This window comes from Maribacter sp. R86514, assembly GCF_044597005.1.
Lineage (GTDB): Bacteria > Bacteroidota > Bacteroidia > Flavobacteriales > Flavobacteriaceae > Maribacter.
Genome location: NZ_CP138999.1, coordinates 962,923 through 984,754, shown reverse-complemented (window position 1 = coordinate 984,754; position 21,832 = coordinate 962,923). Strand labels below are relative to the sequence as shown.

Annotated in this window: 21 protein-coding genes; 5 read left to right on the top strand and 16 right to left on the bottom strand. The window is 33.8% G+C overall.

Annotated features, from left to right (window positions below; translation table 11 throughout):
• The first annotated feature begins 68 nt into the window (after nt 1-68).
• Nucleotides 69-977 (top strand): DUF1338 domain-containing protein, encoded by a 909-nt coding sequence (locus tag SJY30_RS04355; protein WP_396634379.1) that lies wholly within the window; start codon nt 69-71, stop codon nt 975-977.
• Nucleotides 978-1,395: 418 nt separating this feature from the next.
• Nucleotides 1,396-7,416, top strand: a complete 6,021-nt coding sequence (locus tag SJY30_RS04350; protein ID WP_396634378.1) for an AAA-like domain-containing protein — start codon at nt 1,396-1,398, stop codon at nt 7,414-7,416.
• Nucleotides 7,417-8,281: 865 nt separating this feature from the next.
• Here SJY30_RS04350 and SJY30_RS04345 read toward each other — a convergent pair.
• From SJY30_RS04345 to SJY30_RS04330, 4 genes are all read right to left on the bottom strand, one after another.
• Entirely contained in the window at nt 8,282-9,424 is a 1,143-nt protein-coding gene (locus SJY30_RS04345; protein ID WP_396634377.1) for a hypothetical protein, read from the bottom strand.
• Nucleotides 9,425-9,607: 183 nt separating this feature from the next.
• Nucleotides 9,608-9,916: a hypothetical protein gene (locus SJY30_RS04340; RefSeq protein ID WP_396634376.1), complete on the bottom strand. Its 309-nt coding sequence runs from the start codon at nt 9,914-9,916 to the stop codon at nt 9,608-9,610.
• A 170-nt stretch (nt 9,917-10,086) separates the two neighbouring features.
• Nucleotides 10,087-10,524 carry a hypothetical protein gene (locus SJY30_RS04335; protein WP_396634375.1) on the bottom strand — a complete coding sequence of 146 codons (438 nt, stop codon included), beginning with the start codon at nt 10,522-10,524 and terminating at the stop codon, nt 10,087-10,089.
• A 181-nt stretch (nt 10,525-10,705) separates the two neighbouring features.
• Nucleotides 10,706-10,900: a cold-shock protein gene (locus SJY30_RS04330; RefSeq protein WP_396634374.1), complete on the bottom strand. Its 195-nt coding sequence runs from the start codon at nt 10,898-10,900 to the stop codon at nt 10,706-10,708.
• 506 nt (nt 10,901-11,406) lie between these two features.
• On the opposite strand from SJY30_RS04330, the gene SJY30_RS04325 reads away from it, so the two are divergent.
• Nucleotides 11,407-11,877, top strand: coding sequence for an FKBP-type peptidyl-prolyl cis-trans isomerase (locus SJY30_RS04325; protein ID WP_396634373.1), 471 nt, complete (start codon nt 11,407-11,409; stop codon nt 11,875-11,877).
• Here SJY30_RS04325 and SJY30_RS04320 read toward each other — a convergent pair.
• The 6 genes from SJY30_RS04320 to SJY30_RS04295 form a co-directional block, all read right to left on the bottom strand.
• On the bottom strand, nt 11,870-13,111 hold the full coding sequence (locus tag SJY30_RS04320; RefSeq protein WP_396634372.1) for a hypothetical protein: 1,242 nt from the start codon (nt 13,109-13,111) through the stop codon (nt 11,870-11,872). The two genes, SJY30_RS04325 and SJY30_RS04320, sit on opposite strands and share 8 nt — an antisense overlap.
• A complete protein-coding gene (locus SJY30_RS04315) occupies nt 13,111-13,617 on the bottom strand; it encodes a TlpA family protein disulfide reductase (protein ID WP_396634371.1) in 507 nt (168 codons plus the stop codon). Before SJY30_RS04315 ends, SJY30_RS04320 begins: the two co-directional genes overlap by 1 nt.
• A 93-nt stretch (nt 13,618-13,710) precedes the next feature.
• Complete coding sequence (locus tag SJY30_RS04310) at nt 13,711-14,139, bottom strand: peptidylprolyl isomerase (RefSeq protein WP_396634370.1); 429 nt, start codon at nt 14,137-14,139, stop codon at nt 13,711-13,713.
• A gap of 150 nt (nt 14,140-14,289) precedes the next feature.
• Nucleotides 14,290-14,832, bottom strand: a complete 543-nt coding sequence (locus tag SJY30_RS04305; protein ID WP_396634369.1) for a DUF4251 domain-containing protein — start codon at nt 14,830-14,832, stop codon at nt 14,290-14,292.
• A 57-nt stretch (nt 14,833-14,889) separates the two neighbouring features.
• Nucleotides 14,890-15,216 carry a hypothetical protein gene (locus tag SJY30_RS04300; RefSeq protein ID WP_396634368.1) on the bottom strand — a complete coding sequence of 109 codons (327 nt, stop codon included), beginning with the start codon at nt 15,214-15,216 and terminating at the stop codon, nt 14,890-14,892.
• A gap of 117 nt (nt 15,217-15,333) precedes the next feature.
• Complete coding sequence (locus SJY30_RS04295) at nt 15,334-15,666, bottom strand: hypothetical protein (RefSeq protein ID WP_396634367.1); 333 nt, start codon at nt 15,664-15,666, stop codon at nt 15,334-15,336.
• Between the two features lie 228 nt (nt 15,667-15,894).
• Between SJY30_RS04295 and hpf the strand changes: the two genes are divergently transcribed.
• Nucleotides 15,895-16,197, top strand: a complete 303-nt coding sequence (gene hpf / locus SJY30_RS04290) for a ribosome hibernation-promoting factor, HPF/YfiA family (protein ID WP_396634366.1) — start codon at nt 15,895-15,897, stop codon at nt 16,195-16,197.
• 12 nt (nt 16,198-16,209) lie between these two features.
• On the opposite strand, the gene SJY30_RS04285 is transcribed toward hpf, so the two are convergent.
• Entirely contained in the window at nt 16,210-16,551 is a 342-nt protein-coding gene (locus tag SJY30_RS04285) for a hypothetical protein (RefSeq protein WP_396634365.1), read from the bottom strand.
• A 423-nt stretch (nt 16,552-16,974) separates the two neighbouring features.
• Here SJY30_RS04285 and SJY30_RS04280 point away from each other — a divergent pair, with 423 nt between their 5' ends.
• Nucleotides 16,975-17,913 carry a TerC/Alx family metal homeostasis membrane protein gene (locus tag SJY30_RS04280; RefSeq protein WP_396634364.1) on the top strand — a complete coding sequence of 313 codons (939 nt, stop codon included), beginning with the start codon at nt 16,975-16,977 and terminating at the stop codon, nt 17,911-17,913.
• Between the two features lie 23 nt (nt 17,914-17,936).
• Here SJY30_RS04280 and SJY30_RS04275 read toward each other — a convergent pair whose 3' ends face one another.
• Genes SJY30_RS04275 through SJY30_RS04255 form a run of 5 tightly spaced genes read right to left on the bottom strand, consistent with a single transcriptional unit; the run spans nt 17,937 to nt 21,825 of the window.
• Nucleotides 17,937-18,191, bottom strand: coding sequence for an acyl carrier protein (locus tag SJY30_RS04275; protein ID WP_396635307.1), 255 nt, complete (start codon nt 18,189-18,191; stop codon nt 17,937-17,939).
• A 45-nt stretch (nt 18,192-18,236) separates the two neighbouring features.
• Complete coding sequence (locus SJY30_RS04270) at nt 18,237-19,514, bottom strand: beta-ketoacyl-[acyl-carrier-protein] synthase family protein (RefSeq protein ID WP_396634363.1); 1,278 nt, start codon at nt 19,512-19,514, stop codon at nt 18,237-18,239.
• The gene (locus SJY30_RS04265; protein ID WP_396634362.1) at nt 19,507-19,956 is read right to left on the bottom strand and encodes a 3-hydroxyacyl-ACP dehydratase FabZ family protein; all 450 of its coding nucleotides are present in this window, start codon (nt 19,954-19,956) and stop codon (nt 19,507-19,509) included. The genes SJY30_RS04270 and SJY30_RS04265 overlap by 8 nt, the downstream gene beginning before the upstream one ends.
• A gap of 12 nt (nt 19,957-19,968) precedes the next feature.
• Nucleotides 19,969-20,751 (bottom strand): SDR family oxidoreductase, encoded by a 783-nt coding sequence (locus tag SJY30_RS04260; RefSeq protein WP_396634361.1) that lies wholly within the window; start codon nt 20,749-20,751, stop codon nt 19,969-19,971.
• A gap of 18 nt (nt 20,752-20,769) precedes the next feature.
• Nucleotides 20,770-21,825, bottom strand: a complete 1,056-nt coding sequence (locus SJY30_RS04255; protein ID WP_396634360.1) for a type III polyketide synthase — start codon at nt 21,823-21,825, stop codon at nt 20,770-20,772.
• Between the last annotated feature and the right edge of the window lie 7 nt (nt 21,826-21,832).

The following is a 21,832-nucleotide window of genomic DNA, read 5'->3' as shown; positions in this document are numbered from 1 at the left end:
AGACAAGAACTTTGTACAATAATTATAGCTAAACTAATCTTACCATCAAATCTTAATACCTGCGGACTATGAATTTTGAACAGAATACTGCTTTAGATAAAGTGTTAACAGCTTTGTTTCTTCCCTATAAAAAAAGTGTAACCGATGTAGAAAAAATTACCAATGCAATGATCGATGCCAATATGATCGCTAACGAAAATGAGATTATAAACGATCATATAGCGTTTCGTACACTTGGTGTTCCTAATTTGGGGATTTCTTCTTTTGAAAAGATATTTTTACACTACGGATATTCTAAAATGGATTCCTATCACTTTGCTGCTAAAAAATTAGATGCCTATTGGTATGCACCGCCAAGTCCAGAATATCCTAGAATTTTTATTAGCGAGTTAAGAGTAGAGGACCTTTCTAATCAAGCGCAACGTATCATTTCTGAATATACCAACACCATCATCGCCGACCCGATAGATGCCATTGATTTAGACGACACCCAGGCTGTTGGAGATTTTTTCTATAAGCCTTTATGGAAGTTGCCAACATTAGCTGATTTTCAAAAACTATCGGAGGAAAGTGAATATGCAGCTTGGGTAATTTACAACCGCTATTATTTAAATCATTATACTATTAGCGTTCATGATTTGCCTTCTCCATACAATTCCCTAGAGGTTTTCAATGAATTTTTAAAAGGATTGGGAATTGTCCTAAATTCATCTGGCGGAATTATAAAAACCAGTAATGATGGCTTATTACGTCAAAGTAGTTCGGTAGCCGAAATGGTAGACGCGACTTTTGCCCATAACGAAAAAATGAAAATTTCAGGAAGTTATGTGGAATTCGCAGAGCGTTCTATACTACCGGAATTTAAGTCTTTAGACAAGAATGATATTCAAAGGGAGCACAGAAGAGAAGGTTTTGAAGCTGCAAATGCTGATAAAATCTTTGAAAGCACCTATTTAGAGCAAACTTCTAAGAAGTAATAATTTTTACTATCGAATAGCGCCAGTTTGTTGAATTGGCTCAATATTCGCAATAACTTACCGCTATTTTATATCACGACAAATTATGATTCATTTTTTGAATTATAATGTTCCGCTTTATGTAACTATAACTTCGGTTACGGCATAAAATATGAAGGTCTGGGAGACCTTAATATTTTTAAGCGAGATGGAGCGCTGGCAAAGTTGTTACAATCTTCATTGATTTTTTTCTTTCTAAAAACTTTCTTCTCTAAAGGTAATGGAATACTTATTATGCGAACCGACGGTAGGAGGGAGGTCAATGTCTGTGGAATGGTTTTCTTACTATAATTTTTATTTATATAACGGATTTTCGTAATTGGTTACTTGTTAAAAATCTTTATATTTCATTTCTTAATTTTTAAATCTGAAATGAAAAATGAGCGATGATAATTCAGGTGAAGTTGCAGCAATTGCAGGATATTTTAAGCAATACGAAGTATTCGCCACTAATATCTATGATTATTTATTGAATAACAAAATCGAATGGATTGAATTAGCTTGTAGTGAAGCAGGTAAATTGGATGATGTTTTGATAGGGTTAGAGGATAAAATAATTGCTTATCAAGTCAAAAATATTGCTTCATCAAAATTCTCTTTTTCATCCTTTACTTCTTCTGAAACTGAAAGCATCTTAGAGGGCTCATTTATAGGTTGGAAAAAACTAAAAAATCAATATCCCAATCACAAAATTGATGCTAAACTAGTTACATCGCAAAGTCCATCTGAAAATGATAGAATAGGCTCTTATAGAGGGAATCCTAAACCGACATTTAAAAAATTTATTTCCAATTTTTGGAGTAAAATAAAGTCAGGAAATTATACTCTTGATAATTTGCCACTTGCTTGGAAGGCCGTTTTTGAGGAGCTTAAAACTAAAACAGAAGCTAGTGAGGGCGACTTAATTCAATTCATCAAAGATTTTGAGTTCATTTTTGAGTATGACACAAATAATGTGCAAATTTTAGACAGTTACATATGGAATAAAAGGAAGATAGATATTGATAAAATTGCCAAATCTATATTTGAAATAATTGGGCGTAATGGAAATGTTAAATTAACCAAGGAGAAAATACTTACCGAATTTGGACTTGGGCATAGGTATGAAACCCATTTCAGACATTCATTTTTTATTGATGAAATACATTATCAACCAATAAATGATACCCTTGAGAAACTAAATGAATTGACTGAAATCGATGATAGAGGTTATATTGCACTAATTGGAAACGCTGGTTCTGGAAAATCAACCTTGCTAACAAAATGGATAAGTAACTCTAATCATAAAATTCTCAAATATTACGCATATGTAAACAAAGACATGAACTATAGTTCTGGTTTTCGAGGAGAAGCGAAACTGTTTTTAAAAGATTTATTGGTCCAAATTAGAGAAAAAGGTGTTTCCTTACAGGATAGATTGCCGACAAATGATATTGAAGACCTTCAAAAACATTTTAAGGAAGAGCTTGAGAAAATTTCTTGGAGCGGTGTAAAAACATTTATTTTAATAGATGGATTAGACCATATCGAAAGGGAACAAAATATAAATAAAAGTTTAATATCTATTCTTCCTTTACCAGAACAAATCCCTGAAAATATATATTTCATACTTGGAACAAGAACGATAGAAAGATTAGATGACCTTCCTCCAAGAATCAAACTTGATTTAATGGATAGGGATAGAGTAATTACTATAAAACCTCTATCTGAAGAACAAGTCGATAATCTTGCAAAATCATATGATTTAACCCTAAATCAAAATCAGTTAGAAAAGCTTTATTTTAATTCAAAAGGACATCCTTTATTTCTGAGATATACAATAGAAGAAGTTTTAAGTAAAGGATATCAGAATTTTGAAAAAATAATTGATGGAAATATTTTTAGTGGAGATATTTATGATGAGTATAGGGTGTTCTGGAGTAGCATTAAATCAAATGCCAAGTTTGTTGAACTGCTAGGAATCTTATCAAGATTTAGATATTCTTATATAGATATTAAACTATTATCCAATTTCTCATTCTCAAGAGAAGAAGCCGAAGAAGCAAAAAGAATGGCCGAACATTATTTCTTTAAAAAAGGAAACTTATGGCAATTTTTTCATAACAGCTTTAAAGAATTTCTTATTGAAGAAACAGCCAAAGATATATTTTCAGCCGAATTCAATAATAGCTTAAATACTCAGTATCATCTAAAAATATATGAGGGTATAAAAGACATAGATGATGAATACAAATGGAACATTATTTACCATTTGTTTCAAGCTGAAAAGTTTGATTTAATAGCCGAAATGGTATCTCAGGAGTACTTTAGAGAACAATGGTTTGCCTATAGAAATACTAATTATATTAAAGATGACATTAAGCTCGTAGCCCAAGCGAATGGTTTTACGAAAAACATAAAATCTCTTCTAATTTGTTCTCTATCGGAATACGAACTTAGACAAAGAATTAACAATTTTACTCCAAGTTTGTATTATGAAACCTATCATGAACTATCAATGATAGACTTAGCAAATTCTTTCATATACAATAATGTAGAGTTATTTGTAGAAAAAGAAGTCGCATTAGATTATTGCTTATTACTATATAAGAAAGGCTATAATGAATTAGCTAGAGAGATTTTTCAAAAAGCTGAACCTACTTATATATTAAACAACGTTAAGGAAGTATCGGCTAGAAAAATGTCCAGAGAGTCTGTATATCAAATAGACGAAATTGATTTGATTAGTACTTGGGCTAAAGCTTCAAGTTTATTTAACCCTGTTGAGGAGATTGTTGAAAAGTTAAGACTTTTTGAAGTTGTAAAAGAATACCCTGCGGATGAAGGAAGAGATGTTCTATCTGAATCCATTAATGAGATTTTACATTTTAGAATTGCTGAGAATGATTGGGAAGGTCTCAAGGAACTTATCCTTTCTGTTCAAAATCTAAGTATCGGTGGAGATTTATTCTTCTGCTACTTTGAGATTGTTTGGAATTTGAAAAATGAAGATGATTTTTATGTGTACTGTAAAAGCGAACTTTCAAAATGGAAGGTAACCAATAGCAATATAATTAATCTTAGATTGGCCCTATTTCACGTACTAATCAATAAAGATTTAGAGAAAGGAAAGATTGTTTTTGAAAAATTAACGGAACCAATAAACAAGGATATAGGTAGTTCAATTAACCATTATAATTTATACAATTACGTTTTCAATTATTCAAGGCTATACTATATAATTCATCAAGATTTTTCGGTTAATACCATTACTCTCATACCAGATTTAAGAAGTCGATATTTAAAAGCGTTTTGCAATGAATATGCGGAACTAGGTAAATCATACGCTTATATTCATCATGAAAAAAAGGAAGCTTCGATTGAATTCGTTTATAGGCTAAAGCAAATATTCAATTATTTCCATAATCATGTTACAGATAGAGGATATGAATATTCAATTCATGAAAATAAAGCAGATATCATAAATCTTATCTTAAGACTTTCTTCAAAAATTTCAGATGAATTATTAAATAACATACTTTCTGAAGTTTCCCTTGAATGGAATAAAAATGAGAGGTATTGGAGAGAGGGCAAACAGCAAGAAGTAATAGATTGGGTTATTAAATGTCAAAAGAATAATAATTGGTGCATAAATCATTTAAAAAGGCTTGACAAGTCAATTTTCCAAGATGGGTATAATACGGACAGAATTGAAAAAGGAGTATATCAAATTAAATTATGGTCGCTATTAGGTAAAATTGAGGAAGGAAAAGAAATTTTAAGTCAGTTAATGGAAATTTCACTCGATGTTAGAGGAGAAAAAGACAATCAAATCGATTACCTAGTCGATTGGTTAGGGAAGTTTGAGGAAGTGGATTCTAATGAGTTAAAATATTATTTAGAAAGGTTAGATTCAATTTATCAAAAAGTTAATTCAGCTTCACATACACCAGCCAAAGAAATTTTCACTTATTCACTTAAAAAGGGCAATGGGTTTGAAATGTTCAAGTATTTGTTAATGGAAGGGCTTGTCGAATTAAATGATGGTATAGAAATCTTATTAGAACACTTTCTTAGGCAGTTTCCAGAGAAGAGGTCTCTGATAGTTACTTTATATATAAGATTAGTCATCGCATTTGATAATAATCATCATAGTAGAAATAGCTTTTTTAATAATTTATTAAAGCTTGATTTATCAATTTTAGAAATTAAAAAAATAGTTAAGGATATTAAGGTTTATGCAATTCTGGAACATCAAAATGATTATTTGGGCAAGCTTATAAAATATTGTAATAACAATGAGTTTGATTTAACGGAAACTGGATTGAATGATTTAATGATTAAAGAAAATCGAGACACAAGTTCTCATTTAACTCTTCAAGATGGGACAACTTATTCTAAAGATGAAGCAATTGAATCGTTTAAAGATTATAATCAATTGGTTGAAGCAATGAGGAGCGAGAAAGAGCATGGCTATTTTCGGTGGATTAGTGTTATTGAAAAACTATATCCACATTTAAGTTTGGTAGAATTAAAATCAATACTCGAAATAAAAAAATTCGATAGTACTGATTTGATTAAGATTGCGAATTTTTTTTATGATAAAAGAGACTTTGATACTACAAAACAAATAATAGAAAATGCATTAAGTCAAGCTACTTATAATAGCTGGGGAGAAGTATATGATGATGGTTTAAGGGTTAAGGCGTACTCTCTATATCATAAAATTGAAGACCAAGAATTTGTTCAAAATAAAGCGCTAAAAGATTTTTCTGAAAACTTTAAAATTGACCATGAATCTATTATTGGTAAGTATGATTCTATATTTAAACTTATGTCCGATGACGTGGAGATTGAAGATATACACAATGAAATTATTAACTATAGAACCCAACTTTTAAAATCTCATTATATAACAGAAGGAACTCCTAAAATAGACGGTGATTTAACAAAAGAAGAACTACTTTATCAAACTATTATTTTCTTAGTGGAAATACCATGTAGGTTTGATGATTTTATCAATGAAATTTTACTAAACAACTTTCATGACAACAAAGATTTAATCAAAGTATTGTTGCAAAAAATATATGTCAAACAGTACTACAACACTTTCATAAAACTTGTGGCAGGTATTAGTTTAATTGATGTTGAGTACTTAAAAGAGTTTTCAACTGAGATAACTAAGATGCTTAATCATGAAAGATTTGATATTCACAATATAGCCATTAGAGTTTTGAGAAGAATGGATATGGACATAGAAAGTTTATTTGATTTAAAAACAAAGAAAGAACCCTTGACTTATACCTTAAAATTGGAAGGGAAAGGCGGTTTGATTCTAAGTGAAGAAGAAAGAATTGAAAGAATTGACAAAAGAGGTTATTTGCCCGAAACTGAAAACCCAATTGAATATGTTTGGATATATAGAGGAGAACTAGAATTAATAAGTGAAAGCACAGAGTACGAGCTAATTAATTTAGCTACAAGAGTAGTGCAACATTCAAAAAATAATGTTATCCCCGAGTGGTATAGAGACTTATCGGAAGAAGAATTAAGAAATTTGTTTGATAATAGATTTAGAGTTAGAACCACATATTTAAGACCAAGAAGTCAAGCAGTAATAAATGGGATGATGATTGTCTTGAAGGAATTAGTAGAGCTTAAAAAAATTGATAAAGAGTTGGCGATATATATATCAAATATTTTTGATGAAGCCTTATACTATCTAGCGCCTTATGAAAAGCCACAGTTTATATCATCGATATTAAAAAATGACAACTACGCACCATCTGCTGATAAAAAATGGGCTCATGAAATATCAGATGAATATTTAAATGAAACATTAAAGTTTGAAATTACCGAGGACTATATTGTTCTTGCAGAAACGACCATGATTAAAGGTCAGGGTGACGGGTATACAACTGAAAATCGTCAATCTTTCGTTGATGTATATGACAATCAAGTCGATTCTAATTTAATATTTTCAAGTATAAAGAAATGTTATTATGAGAATTATGAATTTGGGGATACTACAAGTAGTATTTGTTATTATAACTGGTTAATGACTTTTAACAACAAAAGGAATTGGTTGGCTTTTAACGCTGATTTAGCCAGATTTATGGGTTTGAAACTAAGTTCTGAAGGGAGTTTTAGATGGTTGGACGCAGATGACCAGTTGGTAGTTGAATCCGTTCATTGGCAATCAGGAGAAGAATACAATAATAGTCGAAACTTACATTCGGAAACGGGAAGTGGTTGGCTAGTTGTAATTACAAAAAAAGGGTTTGAAAAACTTAAAAAAGCTTTAGGACAAGAAACTCTATATCAACATAAAAGAATTGAAAGAGAGTTAAAGTTTATTCAACGCAACTATGATACCTATATACATGAAAGGGATTTTAATTATAAAATAGTAGAATTGTAAGGGTTTATAGTGAATTCTGGATTCAAATTTTTAAAATTACCTTGGTCTTGGCCGGCCTAAGAGAATTTTAGCTAAATAATAGGCGAGGGGAGCGGCCATATTCTAGAGGGCTGGTACTAAGGTTTGTTGTCCAATTTAATGTTTCAAAGAGTTCAAAGCGGTCTTAAGAGTTAGAATGCTTTCTAGAATATAGCGACTGACCCGAACACCTGCCTGCCGGCAGGCAGGTTGTTTCTAAATTCCGATAACTATCGAAACTGTAAGCCTTGATTTTCTTGACTGCCGACAGTCAGGTTTGTTTCGCAGCTACATCATCTCGCTCAAAGTATACTTTGCCGTATCAATAAAAAAAGTTAAACATTACACTTAATGGTTACAATTTTTAAATTCTATTTTACATAATATTAGAAGTGCCTAAAGAAAAGATTCAATGATGACGAGAGGTTAGCAAGGGCTAAGAAATTATCTCACGAGATTTTTAAGCTGCCGAGAATGCTTTAGAAAAAAATATGATGTACATTTTATCGAATACTCAAATTTTAAATGTAATTAAAAGTCTTGCTTTTAAATTCGTGACAAACAAGATTAGCCAGTGGCTGATATTATTTGGTGGCGAGATGAAACGATTGACTTAGTTGCCTAAATTAGAATATAGTTAAACTTACCGTAGTTTCGTTTTTACATAATTACTTAGTTATAATTCTCCTGCGGACCTTATAACGTAACTATGTAAAATAGCGCGGAAATGCGCTATCCACAAAACTACTATAATTGTTCTATAATTTATATTATGTAAAATAGACTTTTTGAGACTCCACTATTGTATACTTATTTCATTGCAATTGTCAACATTCAAAACCTTAAGTTATTTAGGCATAAACTTATTATGATCAGACTTATCGAAATCTTTTTGTGTACCAGATTTCAGTTCATCTAGTTTTGCTTTTTCTTCTGCAGCTTTAATCATTTCTGGAGTTTCTTGTTCTTTACTTACCCAAAATTTCCACCAAGGTTTAGATTTCTTGGTCGTCGCCGGTGCTTTTTTCTTTACAGCAACTGGTTCTATGTTCTTAATGGTTTCTTTGACAACTTCTTTTGGTGCATTTATTGGCTTAGATTCACTTGGTATGGCCGTCGCTGTTGGAGCTATTAGTATACCATCATGCAAAAACTTAAACTGTACTTTACTTGATGCCAATGCCTGAGAAATGGTTTGTAGCATTTCGTTCTTCTCAATCTGCTCTATGATAGAATTGCATTTATTAATTAAAGTTTCATCTTTAACAATAGCCTTACTTAATTTAAAGGTTATTTCACCGCCAAAAGATTTACGTTGCAATATCATAAGCATAACCTGCTGAAAAGATGTATTTATATCGGTTACCAGTTCTTCTATATTCTTACTTTTTAGTTCAATACCATAGTTTTGCGCCTTATTCTCAGAAATAACAAAATTATCTTCCGATTTATTTTCTGGTAATTTCTCTCCTCCCATGGCAACCACTTCTCCATTTTGAACCAAAAATACCTTATCTGAAATAGGATCTTGCTGCGGATTATCAAAGTACTGTTTTACGACCACTGGTAGCTTTAAACGCATCTCTGAATTAGCATCTATAGCCATCAACATACCTTTAAAAGGAATACCAACCATCAGCGTATCGCACTTCAGCTCTGCCGCAATCTTAATCATGAAATCCTTATCCAATATCTTTTCACTGGCGTATTCATTACCTTCGGCAAATAGTATTTTTGACCCCTCTGCATCTGTTATTTGATATGCTACATCTATTGCTTTTAAATTCGTAAGCGCCTCTTTCTTAATTCCCGGAAATCTATTATATAAATCTGACTCATCCGAAGCACCTTCATACACTATGGCATTACCGCTATCTTTACCATAAACCACAACAGGAGCTATAATGTCATTAAATAAAAATTCTTTAAACTGTAGTTTTTCGTCTTTACTGTAATTAGCTGTTTTTAAGATAGGTAATAACGTCTCCATTAAAAGGTCATTTAAAATTGTGGTTATATATACAACTTTTGTATACACGTTTTAGTGTACCAACTCCCCTATTTCAAATACTTGTCACTACCCTATTATATCTTAAATAATTAGCACACAACAAATAGGCACAAAAAAACCGCTCATTTCTGAGCGGTTTTCATAAATATTATACGGTTTATGTTATCGGTTTAAAACATACTTTGCTACTTCTAATTCCAAATCATAACATTCTTCTATTTGGCGTTCTATATCATCCATACTTTCCATAATAGAAATATCGTTCTCTTTCAATATTTCAAGTAAAGCATCGGTGCTATTCGCTGTACGATGTATCGTAGTTTTTAAATCTTCCTTTTTTTCAAAGCCTTTAGAGGTCTGTGGTTCATATAAATAAGATTCCATTTTCAATAATAGTTGCGCTACCGATTTTCTTTTTCTTTCTAATTCGGATAAAACAGTTACTTTTTGGGAACTCAATGAAATTTTCATAAACCAATTATTTTATTGAATTAACGTGTCATATTACAATTGATTGTGTTTAAAAATGAATTTTCCTCAAAAATTAGACCTAATACACAAAAAACCATATAAAGTTTTTAAATAAAAAAACCGCTCATTGCTGTACGGTTTCATATGTACTATTAGAAAAGTAATTACTCTTAGAAAAGTCCTTTCGCCTTATTAAGTAAGCTGCCAGCATCGCCACCAACTAAACCGCTAAGACTTTCTAAACTGAATGCAGCGTCTGAAGCTTCATTCGATTCAAACTTTTCTTTAAGGCTATCTACTAAACCTGGTGCTACATTACTAGCTTCCGCTTGTGCCTCTTCCGCATTCATACCTTTGCTCTCTAGTATTTCAGCTAGTTTACCTTTCAAATTTTGAACGATGCCACTGTCTTCTGTTGCATTACCGTCATTTGAAAATAAGCTTGTTACCGCACTTAAATCGCCGGCACTTACTTTTTCCATAAGACTGTTGATCAGCGAAGATGCTCCCTCTTCAGCAGCTCCGCTAGTTGCTTCAGAATTTAAAGAATTTGCGCTCATTGTTTCTTGCAATTTTTGAATTGCCATTTGCTTTAATTGATCTAACATAGTGTTTATAATATATATAGTTAATAATGGTATTACATTTGGTTAACAAGGCGTTACAAGATTGCACTTACCTTGAGATATCTATAAAGATAGTAGACATTTAATAGAAACGGCTGCCTAGCACCGCATTTGGGTTTTTACCAAATAAAAAGTCCGTCATTGCTGACGGACTTTTTGAAGTTTATTCTATAACTCTAACGTTAACTGCGTTTAAACCTTTTTTTCCTTGGGTTAGTTCGAATTCTACTTCATCGCCTTCGCGAATCTCGTCGACTAATCCTGAAATGTGAACGAAATGATCGTTCGTTGAACCTTCTTCCGTAATAAAGCCATAGCCTTTTTCATCATTGAAGAATTTAACTGTTCCTGTACTCATAAATGTAATATAATTTGATATTAATAATTACTTGTGAAATTGCAATTATAATGCCAAAAATTAAAAACTATCTTAATTTTATTTTTTTATACCAGCTGCATATGAGGTAATGGGTATTACATATCATATAGAAAACTTACCGATCCAACCCTAGTAGAATCCCCATTTTACAAGGAATTTTAAAAAAATTAGGATCACTTAAATAAATGCTTTATTTTAGTATCGTAAAATAATAAACGTGACGACCAAACCTAACTTTGTGCTCTTATCCGAAAACAATACTTACTACGTTGAGTACCTTATTGGGCATCTTGTTTTAGCGAACAGTATTACGGAAGCTGTTATATTTGAATCGCAATCTCAAGCCATAAAGTTTCAAAAATACCTATACAAGAATTGTAGTGTTCGCTTTTCTGTAAATACCTTTATCGCTTAATCTATATCCTTTAAAAGATTGTAATTCCATTTACCATCATTCATAACACTAACTTTTCAAAATTCTTATCATGAAATATATTGCGTTACTTTTTATAGCCATTACAATGGTTTCTTGCCTTTCTAACGACAATGATCCTGTAACGACGGAACCCGTTGATTATACCGAAATAAACGAGAAGGAAATTAACGAATATTTGACCGCAAATGAATTAAATTCTGAAACTACAGCCTCTGGCTTACATTATATTATCGAGAATTTAGGGGATGGGCCTAAACCTGCATCAGAAACCGCAAATGTTACGGTAGCCTATAAAGGTTACTTTTTGGACGGTACTGTTTTTGACCAAAATAATAACGGCTTTAACACTGACCTTAATAAGGTTATTGCAGGTTGGACAGAAGGTATACAACTATTTAACGAAGGTGGTAGCGGCGTATTACTGATACCTGCTCACTTAGGTTATGGTAGTTTTGATTTCAGCGGTATACCTGGTGGATCGGTTTTAATTTTTGACATTGAATTATTATCGGTTAATTAAACGAAAACGCATCAATAGACATCTTTGCTGTACGTACTTGTGTAACTGAGCCCACTTGCTCGGTCCACGCAAAATAGAGGGTTTCTTCAACCATTTCCATTTGAGGGAATCCAGATTTACGGGAATCTGCCATTTCAGTAATCAATTGTTTCTTGGAAGTTGTGCCATCTTTATGTACATTCATAGCTATGAATAATGCGGTTTTGTCATTGGCTTCCATCCAACTTACAACAGCTTGGTCTTCATTCATCCATAACACATCTACCCGACCCATAATAGCGCCTTCCGCAACTATGACCGGTTTTGTAAATTCGGCTCCACCATCCGAAGAAAAAGCAATTTGTACTTTTTGTTTTTTTGATGCTCCGGTAAACCATGCTACTACCAAATTATTCCCCAAAGCATCTACTTTAGGTCCGTTGACCGGGCAGCCTTTTATCTGCCAATCATCTTTATGAATTACCTTGGGTGCAGTCCACTCCCCTTCCACTTGACGAACAATACTAATATCTCGAATTTCATTATCTGAGCGATCTCTATAGATTACAACAGGACCATTATCGGTTATTGCGGAAGTTGTCTGGCAGCAATCGCAGGTTCGTGCATCCAATTCATATTCCTGCAATAGTTCTCCCGTTACAGAAACCACACCTGCTCTAAGTGTCATAGCTCCTCGCTCCCCTGCTTTATTTTCTTCGGTATTTCTACCATCTAACCAATTCACAAAAAAGTTATTGTAATATGGCACGATGCTTACAAATCCATGCTCCGTAGGTGTACCATCTGTATGTAAAGGCATGTCTGTTTTCCAAACAGTTGCACCTTTAGGCTTCACGTTTATCTTTATATCATATGAATAGGTGCCTTCAGTAGATTTTTTTAATATGTGAGACCATAAATAACCGTTGTTTTCGGTAATCATAGGGTAATCTGCCCAATTTACGAACCAATCTGTATCACTCAGTACATTTTGTGCTTCTTGCCACTCGCCATCAATCAATTCTGAAAATCGCATGGTAGAAATAGTATCATTGGAAGTTTCTACCCATGAAAGTAATGCTACATCTTTATTGGACATTAGGTGTGGCAATGCACTTGATGCCGAAGCGGGAGATTTTATTTCTTGCACTACAGCTACCGGCACTTCTGCCTTTGGTATTTTTGATTCTTCCTTGCAACCCATAAGCAAGCTAGCTACTACAAAAAGAACTACGGAACTAATATTTAATCGCATTACTGTACTGCTCTAAGTTTTTCAATCATTTCTGGACTATCCCATTTCAATCCGCCATCAAAACGCAATACCTTCTCCCCTAACTTATTATATATAAATGTTGCTGGAAGGGCACTTACATTTTCTTCTGCATACACACCATTAAATTTTATAAATTCTAACTGAAATCCGCGTGACTCTTTAAACTTCACGATCTTTTCTATGGACTGATCAGACGCAAATAGAAAAACATAATTTTCATTAGCTAATATGGTTTGGGCTTTTTCCATTTCCGGCATTTCTTCTATACATGGCCTACACCATGTAGCCCAATAATTTAGCAAAACTCGCTTACCCTTGTAATCGCTTAATTCTATAGGGTTACCCTCTATATCTTCATAAGTAGAAGTAGCCACTTTTTCTGAAATGGTTTCCTTTTTTTCAGGTTGGGGCTTCGTGATTTTTTTCTCTTTACAACCTATAATCACAATCGCGGTAATAAGGAATATCAGTGTTCTTAAATGCATATTCAAATATACCATTTAGCACTATGAAACCTATAGGCTTAGAAACAAAAAAACCGCCTTGTAGGCGGTTTTTCTTATAATGTGCAATACGTTTTATTGAACTTCAACCAATTCTAATTCAAAGGTTAAATCTTCACCTGCCAATGGATGATTTGCATCTACAACGATGTCATTTTCGTTTACTTCCGCAACACGTAATTGTCTTTCGCTACCATCTGCATTTGTTGCCATAAGTGCCATATCTACTTTTGGTTCCATATCTGCTGGTAAATCAGATTTTTGAACTGTTTGAAAAAGCTCTTTTTGCTTTTCACCGTATGCATCTTCTTTAGCGATAACGATAGTTTTCTTATCATTAACCTCCATATCAAGCAATCCTTTTTCAAAACCTGGTATTAAGCTACCTTGTCCTAATTTTACATCTAATGGCTCTCTACCTACTGAACTGTCAAATGTTTGACCATTACTTAGTTTACCCGTGTAATGTACTTTTACTTGACTATCTGCTTTTACTTTACTCATACTATTGAATTCTACTATTTAACAAAATTGAAGTACAAAGGTATTGTTCTTAATAGGGAATAACGAAGATTATAGTAAAACCTTCCGTTTTTAGGCGCTTCTTAACATTATTGGAGGAAAAATACGGGTAAATTACTAGTTTTAAACAGGTTATTGCCCTTTATCAATAGCATTTACACTACCGTTATACTGAATCGAATTTCTATTTGCCATATTCACAGAAATTACACAAGACAAATTGGGAAAGATATCTACATACACCATATACCTGTCTGATGAATTATTTATTTGAAAGCTGATGGTATACTTTTGCTTATCTGTATTGAATTCTTGAACATAATTCTCCCGAAGTCCGTTGAACTCTATTCCTGTAGCAGAGCCATAACCACCTCCAAATTGACGCTCACCAAAATAAGGTAAATTAGCCGATACACTATCACCTTCTATCTCTAAAAAATTACCGGTACCTGTTAAATCTATGCGTGAAATAGTACTACCAGGAGGAACAAGTCCGCCATTAGCAATTGCAGCCATACCTTGTGTTACCATCGGATTTGCAGAAGTAGCCGTAAATTCAAAACTTTTCGATGAAACTAAAGCATGAATAGGGTGTGAATCGCTAATAATCGTTTTTGACGACTTGCAACTGCATAACATAAAAAAGACGCTAAATAATAAAAGTGGAGTTTTCATAAATACGATGTGTTCATTCTCTTTCTACACCACGAAATCTATGCCAGAAGATAAATTTCAATCTTCAAATTCTTCTTCTTCAAATTCTGTATTTACCAAAACCGATCTCTTAAAGTCAACAGTTCTAGATTCTTTATATAATGCCTTGATCATACGTTGACGCTTTCGGTCAGATATATTTAAAGTATCCAATCCTTTAATCTTTTGCTTTAACGCCTCTCTTTGCAGCATTACAGCAGTTTCATAATTAGGTTCGAACTGAAACATTACCGGACCTTCGTCTTCTTCATTGGGCTTTGTAGTGGTAGAATCTTTCGATTGGGCGTACGACAAAGTAGTACAGAAAAATGTGCAGCAAATAGCTAGCCGCATAAAACTTTTCATATCAAATTCATTAATGTTCTAGGTCTAAATTAGTAACATTATTTTAAAATGATACATAAACAAGCATGTAATAGAGAAATAATTATATCTTTTACCAATTACCTAAGAAATAGGTATTTAAACGGACTGTTTTGCCTGCATTGGTTTTCTGAATTTCAAGGTATATTCCATAAAATCAAATTCTAGTTCTGAAGTTTCTCGAATATGATAATTCACCATTTTAAACTGTTCAGGTAAAATTTCATTTGTGGACTTCAAATATTCTAAAAGTAACTTATTCGCCTGAGAGAGTTTCGAAATCCTACTCTTTAAATACGCTTTGGTTTCAAATAATGCTACTGTAGTTGGTTCATATAAATAAGATTCTACCCTAGTTTTAAAATGGTGGATAGTATTTTTACAACGTTCCACTTTTCCTAAACAGGTAGATTTATCTTTTATATTCTCCATAGCAATCAATTTTAAAAAATTGTAAGAATTTACTTCAAGATAAGAAAATAGGATTATATTTAAACCATGTTTTCGTAAGTTTAACTTTACTTTAAAATAAACGCCATTTAGCTAACGTTTTAAAAACAAAAGGGTTAATAAAACTTAACCTTTACAACGATTAATATTAAGTTTTTTTTAATTGTAATATATTGTTGAAATGAGTACCTTAAACTAAACTTTTAGCCTATGAATATTAATTTTGAATACGATGATGTTAAAGCAAGCAACCGATTAGAGATAATGGCTGCTGAGAAATTAGAGAAATTATTGGATAAATTCGATTTTATCGTTAGATCAGATGTTTTCTTTAAGAAAGAAAACACCTCTTCTCCAGATTCAGGTATGGTGTGCAACATACGTTTGAGTGCTCCGGGTCCTCGCCTATTTGCACAGTCGTCTTCAGATAGTTTTGAAGCAGCAATTGCTTCCTCTATTGAAGATTTAAAAAGACAATTAGAAAAAAGAAAAGCAAAAATGCAGTCTCATTAGACTGCATTTTTTTTATTGTTCCATCTTATCCTCCGAATCAGTATGGTTCGCAATTACAGATTGTACCCGTTCTGAGAATGGATTCTTTTTCAATTCTTGAATTAAACGCCTTCTTCTTGCATCAGATATATCAATAGAATCTAGAATTTCTTTCATTCGGTATTGATGTGCCAAACGACTTTGCCTTAAAGCTACTCTTTCAGAAGCAGTTAATACATAATCAGTTTCAAACTGATTCAAAAGCATCCGTTGTTTTACCCTTGCATCTGACTTTAAGGAATCTTGTGCGTGAGCTTTTTGCAAACCCAAAATAAGGCATAGCAAAAAACCACAAAAAATGGTTAGTTTTTTCATTTTAATAGCTTGTTCTACCCTAAATTTAAGACAAAAAAATTATACTTCTCTTGATTTCAAAATAAAATTGCACTTCATCGAGTAAAAAATGTCCTTTATCCGACAGAATACATTTATTACATTTTTAGGGCTTAAAACCTATTGATTATCAATACGTTGAAAAAACTTACGTATTATGTTGTCTACTTTAAAGTTGACAAAATAATGCTTATATCTACATTTTAGCAGTACTACCATCAATTTATAGCTTCAATTTTTAAGATTAAATTATTACAGGATTACATTAATGAAATATATTTATCTATTCGATATTTGTCATCCAAAAAGAAATATTTAAATATTGATTTATAATAGTTGAACATTTTTAAGAAATGGAATTGTTAAAGTCAATTTTTAATACCTTTGCAACTTCAAAAAAATTCTATGATAGTCTGGATCGCTTTTATTGCATTTGTTCTTATTTTCCTTGCCTTGGATTTGGGTGTTTTTCACAAGGATGAACATGTTATAAAGTCTAAGGAAGCCGGAATCTGGACCGCTATTTTCGTAACTGTGGCTTTTGCTTTCAGCGGCATAATCTATTGGGTTTTTGATGCTGGGATTGTTGCCAACCCAACGGGACTGACTCCCAACGACGCTGTATTAAAATATATTACAGGGTATCTTATTGAACTTTCTCTTAGTGTAGACAACGTTTTTGTTATTGCAGTGATATTTTCTTCTTTTAAGATTCCGCCATTATACCAGCACCGCGTGTTATTTTGGGGAATTTTAGGTGCTATTGTCTTTAGGGCTTTAATGATATTCTTTGGTGTGGCACTTATTACCAAGTTTGAATGGATTATTTATGTATTCGGGGTATTCTTGCTTTATACCGCATTTAATATGTTAAAGGGTGATGACGATGATTTTGATCCGAAAGACTCTTTTGTATTTAAGCAGATAAAAAAAATATACCCGGTTACTACGACTATGCACGGTCATGATTTCTTTGTAAAAAGAATGGGACTTAATGCTGCTACTCCCCTATTTGTAGCCCTTATTGTTATTGAACTTACCGATATACTTTTTGCCTTGGATAGCATACCTGCAATTCTAGCCATTACCGCAGATCCTTTTATCGTATTTACCTCTAATATATTGGCTATTTTAGGATTGCGTTCTATGTACTTTTTAATTTCAAGAATGCTAGAGAAATTTAAGTATATCAACTACAGTTTGGTAGTCATTCTCGCTTTTGTAGGGTTGAAGATGTTGTTCTCCAATTATATACATTTACCTGAATGGGTTTCATTGACCGTAATCTCAGTTTCATTAGTTGCAGGTATACTAGCCTCTGTACTAATTAAGGATAAAGCATAGATTTCCATAAGAACTCAAAAGTTTTATTTTTCCAATAGCTTGGTGTCGATAATTGCCATGGCATCATTTACTGTTTGCATTTTTTCCATGTCTTCATTTTCTAGACGGATGTCGAAAGCATCTTCTACATCGAGCACAATATCGACAAGATTTGCAGAGTTGATGTTTAAATCGTTCATGAAGTGACTTTCCTGTTCAATGTCAGTAATTGCAACGTCTTCGGGAAGATAGATTTTAATAATCTCTTTCAATTTTTGGTATTTTTCTTCTTTAAACATATATAAATTCAATTAAAAATACTATTTGGTATAATTATGTTTTTATTAATCTTTATTAAATGCCTTAAATATAACACAAGCATTTACATCCCCGAATCCAAAACTAGCTTTTGCGATTACTTTGGGAGTATATTTTTTTGTTTTCCGTGGGATGCAAGATTCTGATATCAGCTTTGAAATCTCCGGATGAATATCTTCACAGTTCACATTCTTAAAAACTACCTGCTCTTTAAACTGTAATATGGAAGCAACACTTTCAATACTACCAGCGGCAGCCAAACAATGACCCACCGAACCTTTAAATGAATTGATGTACGGAAAATCTTCATGTGCTCTGCCTAACGCTTTACTCCAATTTTCTATTTCTAGTCCGTCTTTAGATGTTGCGGTCAAATGACCGTTAATAACATCTATATCAGAAGCTTCAATTCCTGAATGGATTATGGCATTTCTAATACAACGTTGCACCGCCATACTATTTGGTGCGGTCATGGACCCTTGCCCAATTTGTCCGCCACTATTGATTTCTCCTCCCATTACCTCTGCATAGATATGGGCACCGCGCTTTTCTGCGCTTTCCACGGACTCTAATACCAATGCTCCTGCTCCACTACCAGGGATGAATCCGCCAGCTGTTGCACTCATAGGTCTACTTGCCTTGGTTGGATTGTCGTTATATCCGCGAGGTAAAATTCGCATCGCATCAAAACCACCCCATACATACGGTCCACTATCACTACAACTACCTGTCAACATAATTTCAGCTTTCCCTTGACTAATTCGGTCATAAGCCATTAGTATACCCTCGGTACCCGTGGTACATGCTGCGGAGTTCGTGGTAACTTGATTTCCGCAACCTAACAAACCACCTAAATAGGCACTTATGCCGCTTGCCATAGTCTGTGTTACCGAAGTACTGCCAAGCCTACGTACATTGCCCTCATCAATTAAATGAATGGCTTCCCTAAATTTATCGACGCCTAAAATGCTCGTTCCAAAAATGATTCCGCGGTCCCAACTTGACTCATCTGTTGTATTTTTCTCTAAACCGGCATCTTTCCAAGCATCCATTCCAGCGATTACACCATACACGATTCCCGTTGCATTCAGCCCTCTGCGCTCTAAAGGCGTAAAGTAATTATCTATAAGCTTATCTTTTACCAAAGGTTCTCCCGCTACTTGACAACCAAAACCAAGCTTCTCTAAATTGGGTTGATGCCGTAATCCGCTTTTACCATCTAGCAAAGCAGTTGTAAAATCAGTAAGTCCTACTCCGTTTGGTGCACATACGCCCAACCCCGTAATTACAACGCGTCTATTCATTTGCTATACCTATCATGCCCGCTAAAACTCCTTTACAGACCAGTTTATCGTCTTCATTATACATTTTTACTTCACATTTTATTTTCTGAAATCTAAAGTAGACTAATTCCGAAACCACCTTAACACGTTCACCAGGAAAAACAGGTTGCAAAAATTCCATTTGTGAGCTGCTCATACCTATCGCCATATTCCCTATCTCAGACTTTTTCCCTAATAGATATATACCCAAACATACCAAACCGATTTGTGCACAACATTCGGTTAAAATCACTCCCGGTGTAACAGGATTGTTTTTGAAATGACCTTTATAAAAATCTGCATCGGGTGAAAACCTATAAGTACCCTCAGCGCCTTTAGCATCTACATGCAAAATCTCATTTACAAAAAGAAATGGTTCCGTGTAGGGTAAACGATTCAATATCCAATTATAAGACTCTTTCATCAGCTATAAAAATTACATCAAACTTTCGCCGCCATCAACTTTTATGACGGTTCCCGTAATCCATTTTGCTTCATCCATAGTTAACAAATACACTGCATTTGCAACGTCTTCGGGCATAGTCAGTCTGTTCTGCGGATTTCTTTTTAATGCATTTTCTTTTATTTTCTCGTACTCGGGAATCATAGATAAAGACTTTGTCATAGTAATACCTGCTTGTATGCAATTTGCCTTTATACCCATTGGCGCAAACTCCAAAGCAATACTTCTGGTCAATGCCTCTAAGGCTACTTTAGCCACTGAAACTGCACTGTAATTTGGTAATGCTTTTGTATTCCCCTCACTTGTAAATGATATAATGCGAGCATCATCAGCAAACAAATCAGCCATTGCCAGTGCTTTGGTCCAATCGTACAAACTCAAGGCCATAGCATCAAAAGTGATTCTAAAATCGGTATCGACCAAAGTTGGTCTATTTTCTGAATACATGGGCTTCAACGTTCCTTTTGCAACACTATGTATCATCACTTTTATCTGATGCCTTTCCGGTAACTGTTGCTGCATATCTGAAATGATAGCTGCCCGTTTATCGGCATTCAATACATCTACATTCATTGCTATCAACTCATTTCCGTAAGAGCGAATTTCATCAAAATCTTTTTCTATCTCATCCATTGCCGCACGGCGATCACGATGCATGATTATAATATGATAGCTGTGACTTGCTAATTTCTTTGCCGTAGCCAGACCAAGTCCACTACTTCCTCCTAATATTAAAGCCCAATAGGTATTTTTCATAATTGTTCTTTGATTATACTACCACTCTATCAATACCCGTTGTGCCGAGAAACCGGGACCAAAACTCAATATCAAACCTTGCTCACCTGCTGCTATGTTTTTTTCTAAAAAACGCTCTAAGACGTACAAAACAGTAGCACTGCTCATATTACCATAAAGACGTAATACCTCACGGGTATCATCAATATTTTTACCTAAAGCACCAAATAGCGATTCTACTGTTTGTACTATCTTTTTTCCGCCAGGATGAAAAATTAAATGGTCCACTTTTTTGATATCACTTCCATACTTTTCTAAAAACGGATGTACGATATCGGCAAAATGATTAGAAATCGTTTCTGGTACCGCCGGATCAAGAATCATTTTTAAACCATGATTGGTTAAATCAAATCCCATCATTTGTGTAGCATCCTTAAAATGATACATTTCTTCTCCTATTATCTTGGGACCTACAGCATCTTCTTCAGAGGACAACAACACGCAGGCTGCCCCATCACCGAAAATAGCGGCGCTCACCATATTCGCCATTGAATAGTCTTGTAACTGAAATGTTGCTGTGGGACTCTCAACAGAAACTAATGCGATACGCTTACTAGGATTTGATTTTAAGAAGTTATGGGCATAAATAAGTCCCGATACGCCAGCTGCGCAACCCATCTCCGTTACAGGAAGCCTAACCACATCTTGCCGCATTCCCAATTCATTTATCAAATAGGCATCTAAGGACGGAATCATAATGCCCGTACAACTTACCGTAATAATATAATCGACTGAAGACGCATCCCAATCACTTTTCTTTAATGCGTTTCTGAGTACATTGGCACCCATGCGCTTAGCTTGCTTACTGTAAACTTTGTTTTTATCTTCAAAGGAAGTCGTTATGAATACGTCTTCAGGTGGCATAATAGAATACCGCTTATCTACAGCAGCACCCTCAAAAATCTTTACGACCTTTCTAGAGAAACGCTCCTCTTGTCCGCTTAGCCAGAATTCTACAAGCGGTATAATATCCTTGGTATCTCTAGAATACGGTGGCAGTTCTTTGGTAACACTAACAATTCTTGTATGATTCATAGTTATT

Excerpts from the sequence above, each read along its gene's own strand:
- SJY30_RS04255 (WP_396634360.1), bottom strand. The coding sequence starts at position 21,825 with ATGAATCATACAAGAATTGTTAGTGTTACCAAAGAACTGCCACCGTAT.
- SJY30_RS04315 (WP_396634371.1), bottom strand. The coding sequence starts at position 13,617 with ATGCATTTAAGAACACTGATATTCCTTATTACCGCGATTGTGATTATA.
- SJY30_RS04275 (WP_396635307.1), bottom strand. The coding sequence starts at position 18,191 with ATGTTTAAAGAAGAAAAATACCAAAAATTGAAAGAGATTATTAAAATC.
- SJY30_RS04345 (WP_396634377.1), bottom strand. The coding sequence starts at position 9,424 with ATGGAGACGTTATTACCTATCTTAAAAACAGCTAATTACAGTAAAGAC.
- SJY30_RS04320 (WP_396634372.1), bottom strand. The coding sequence starts at position 13,111 with ATGCGATTAAATATTAGTTCCGTAGTTCTTTTTGTAGTAGCTAGCTTG.
- SJY30_RS04355 (WP_396634379.1), top strand. The coding sequence starts at position 69 with ATGAATTTTGAACAGAATACTGCTTTAGATAAAGTGTTAACAGCTTTG.
- SJY30_RS04300 (WP_396634368.1), bottom strand. The coding sequence starts at position 15,216 with ATGAAAAGTTTTATGCGGCTAGCTATTTGCTGCACATTTTTCTGTACT.
- SJY30_RS04330 (WP_396634374.1), bottom strand. The coding sequence starts at position 10,900 with ATGAGTACAGGAACAGTTAAATTCTTCAATGATGAAAAAGGCTATGGC.
- SJY30_RS04265 (WP_396634362.1), bottom strand. The coding sequence starts at position 19,956 with ATGAAAGAGTCTTATAATTGGATATTGAATCGTTTACCCTACACGGAA.
- SJY30_RS04295 (WP_396634367.1), bottom strand. The coding sequence starts at position 15,666 with ATGGAGAATATAAAAGATAAATCTACCTGTTTAGGAAAAGTGGAACGT.
- SJY30_RS04350 (WP_396634378.1), top strand. The coding sequence starts at position 1,396 with ATGAGCGATGATAATTCAGGTGAAGTTGCAGCAATTGCAGGATATTTT.
- SJY30_RS04270 (WP_396634363.1), bottom strand. The coding sequence starts at position 19,514 with ATGAATAGACGCGTTGTAATTACGGGGTTGGGCGTATGTGCACCAAAC.
- hpf (WP_396634366.1), top strand. The coding sequence starts at position 15,895 with ATGAATATTAATTTTGAATACGATGATGTTAAAGCAAGCAACCGATTA.
- SJY30_RS04285 (WP_396634365.1), bottom strand. The coding sequence starts at position 16,551 with ATGAAAAAACTAACCATTTTTTGTGGTTTTTTGCTATGCCTTATTTTG.
- SJY30_RS04335 (WP_396634375.1), bottom strand. The coding sequence starts at position 10,524 with ATGTTAGATCAATTAAAGCAAATGGCAATTCAAAAATTGCAAGAAACA.
- SJY30_RS04325 (WP_396634373.1), top strand. The coding sequence starts at position 11,407 with ATGAAATATATTGCGTTACTTTTTATAGCCATTACAATGGTTTCTTGC.
- SJY30_RS04340 (WP_396634376.1), bottom strand. The coding sequence starts at position 9,916 with ATGAAAATTTCATTGAGTTCCCAAAAAGTAACTGTTTTATCCGAATTA.
- SJY30_RS04310 (WP_396634370.1), bottom strand. The coding sequence starts at position 14,139 with ATGAGTAAAGTAAAAGCAGATAGTCAAGTAAAAGTACATTACACGGGT.
- SJY30_RS04305 (WP_396634369.1), bottom strand. The coding sequence starts at position 14,832 with ATGAAAACTCCACTTTTATTATTTAGCGTCTTTTTTATGTTATGCAGT.
- SJY30_RS04260 (WP_396634361.1), bottom strand. The coding sequence starts at position 20,751 with ATGAAAAATACCTATTGGGCTTTAATATTAGGAGGAAGTAGTGGACTT.
- SJY30_RS04280 (WP_396634364.1), top strand. The coding sequence starts at position 16,975 with ATGATAGTCTGGATCGCTTTTATTGCATTTGTTCTTATTTTCCTTGCC.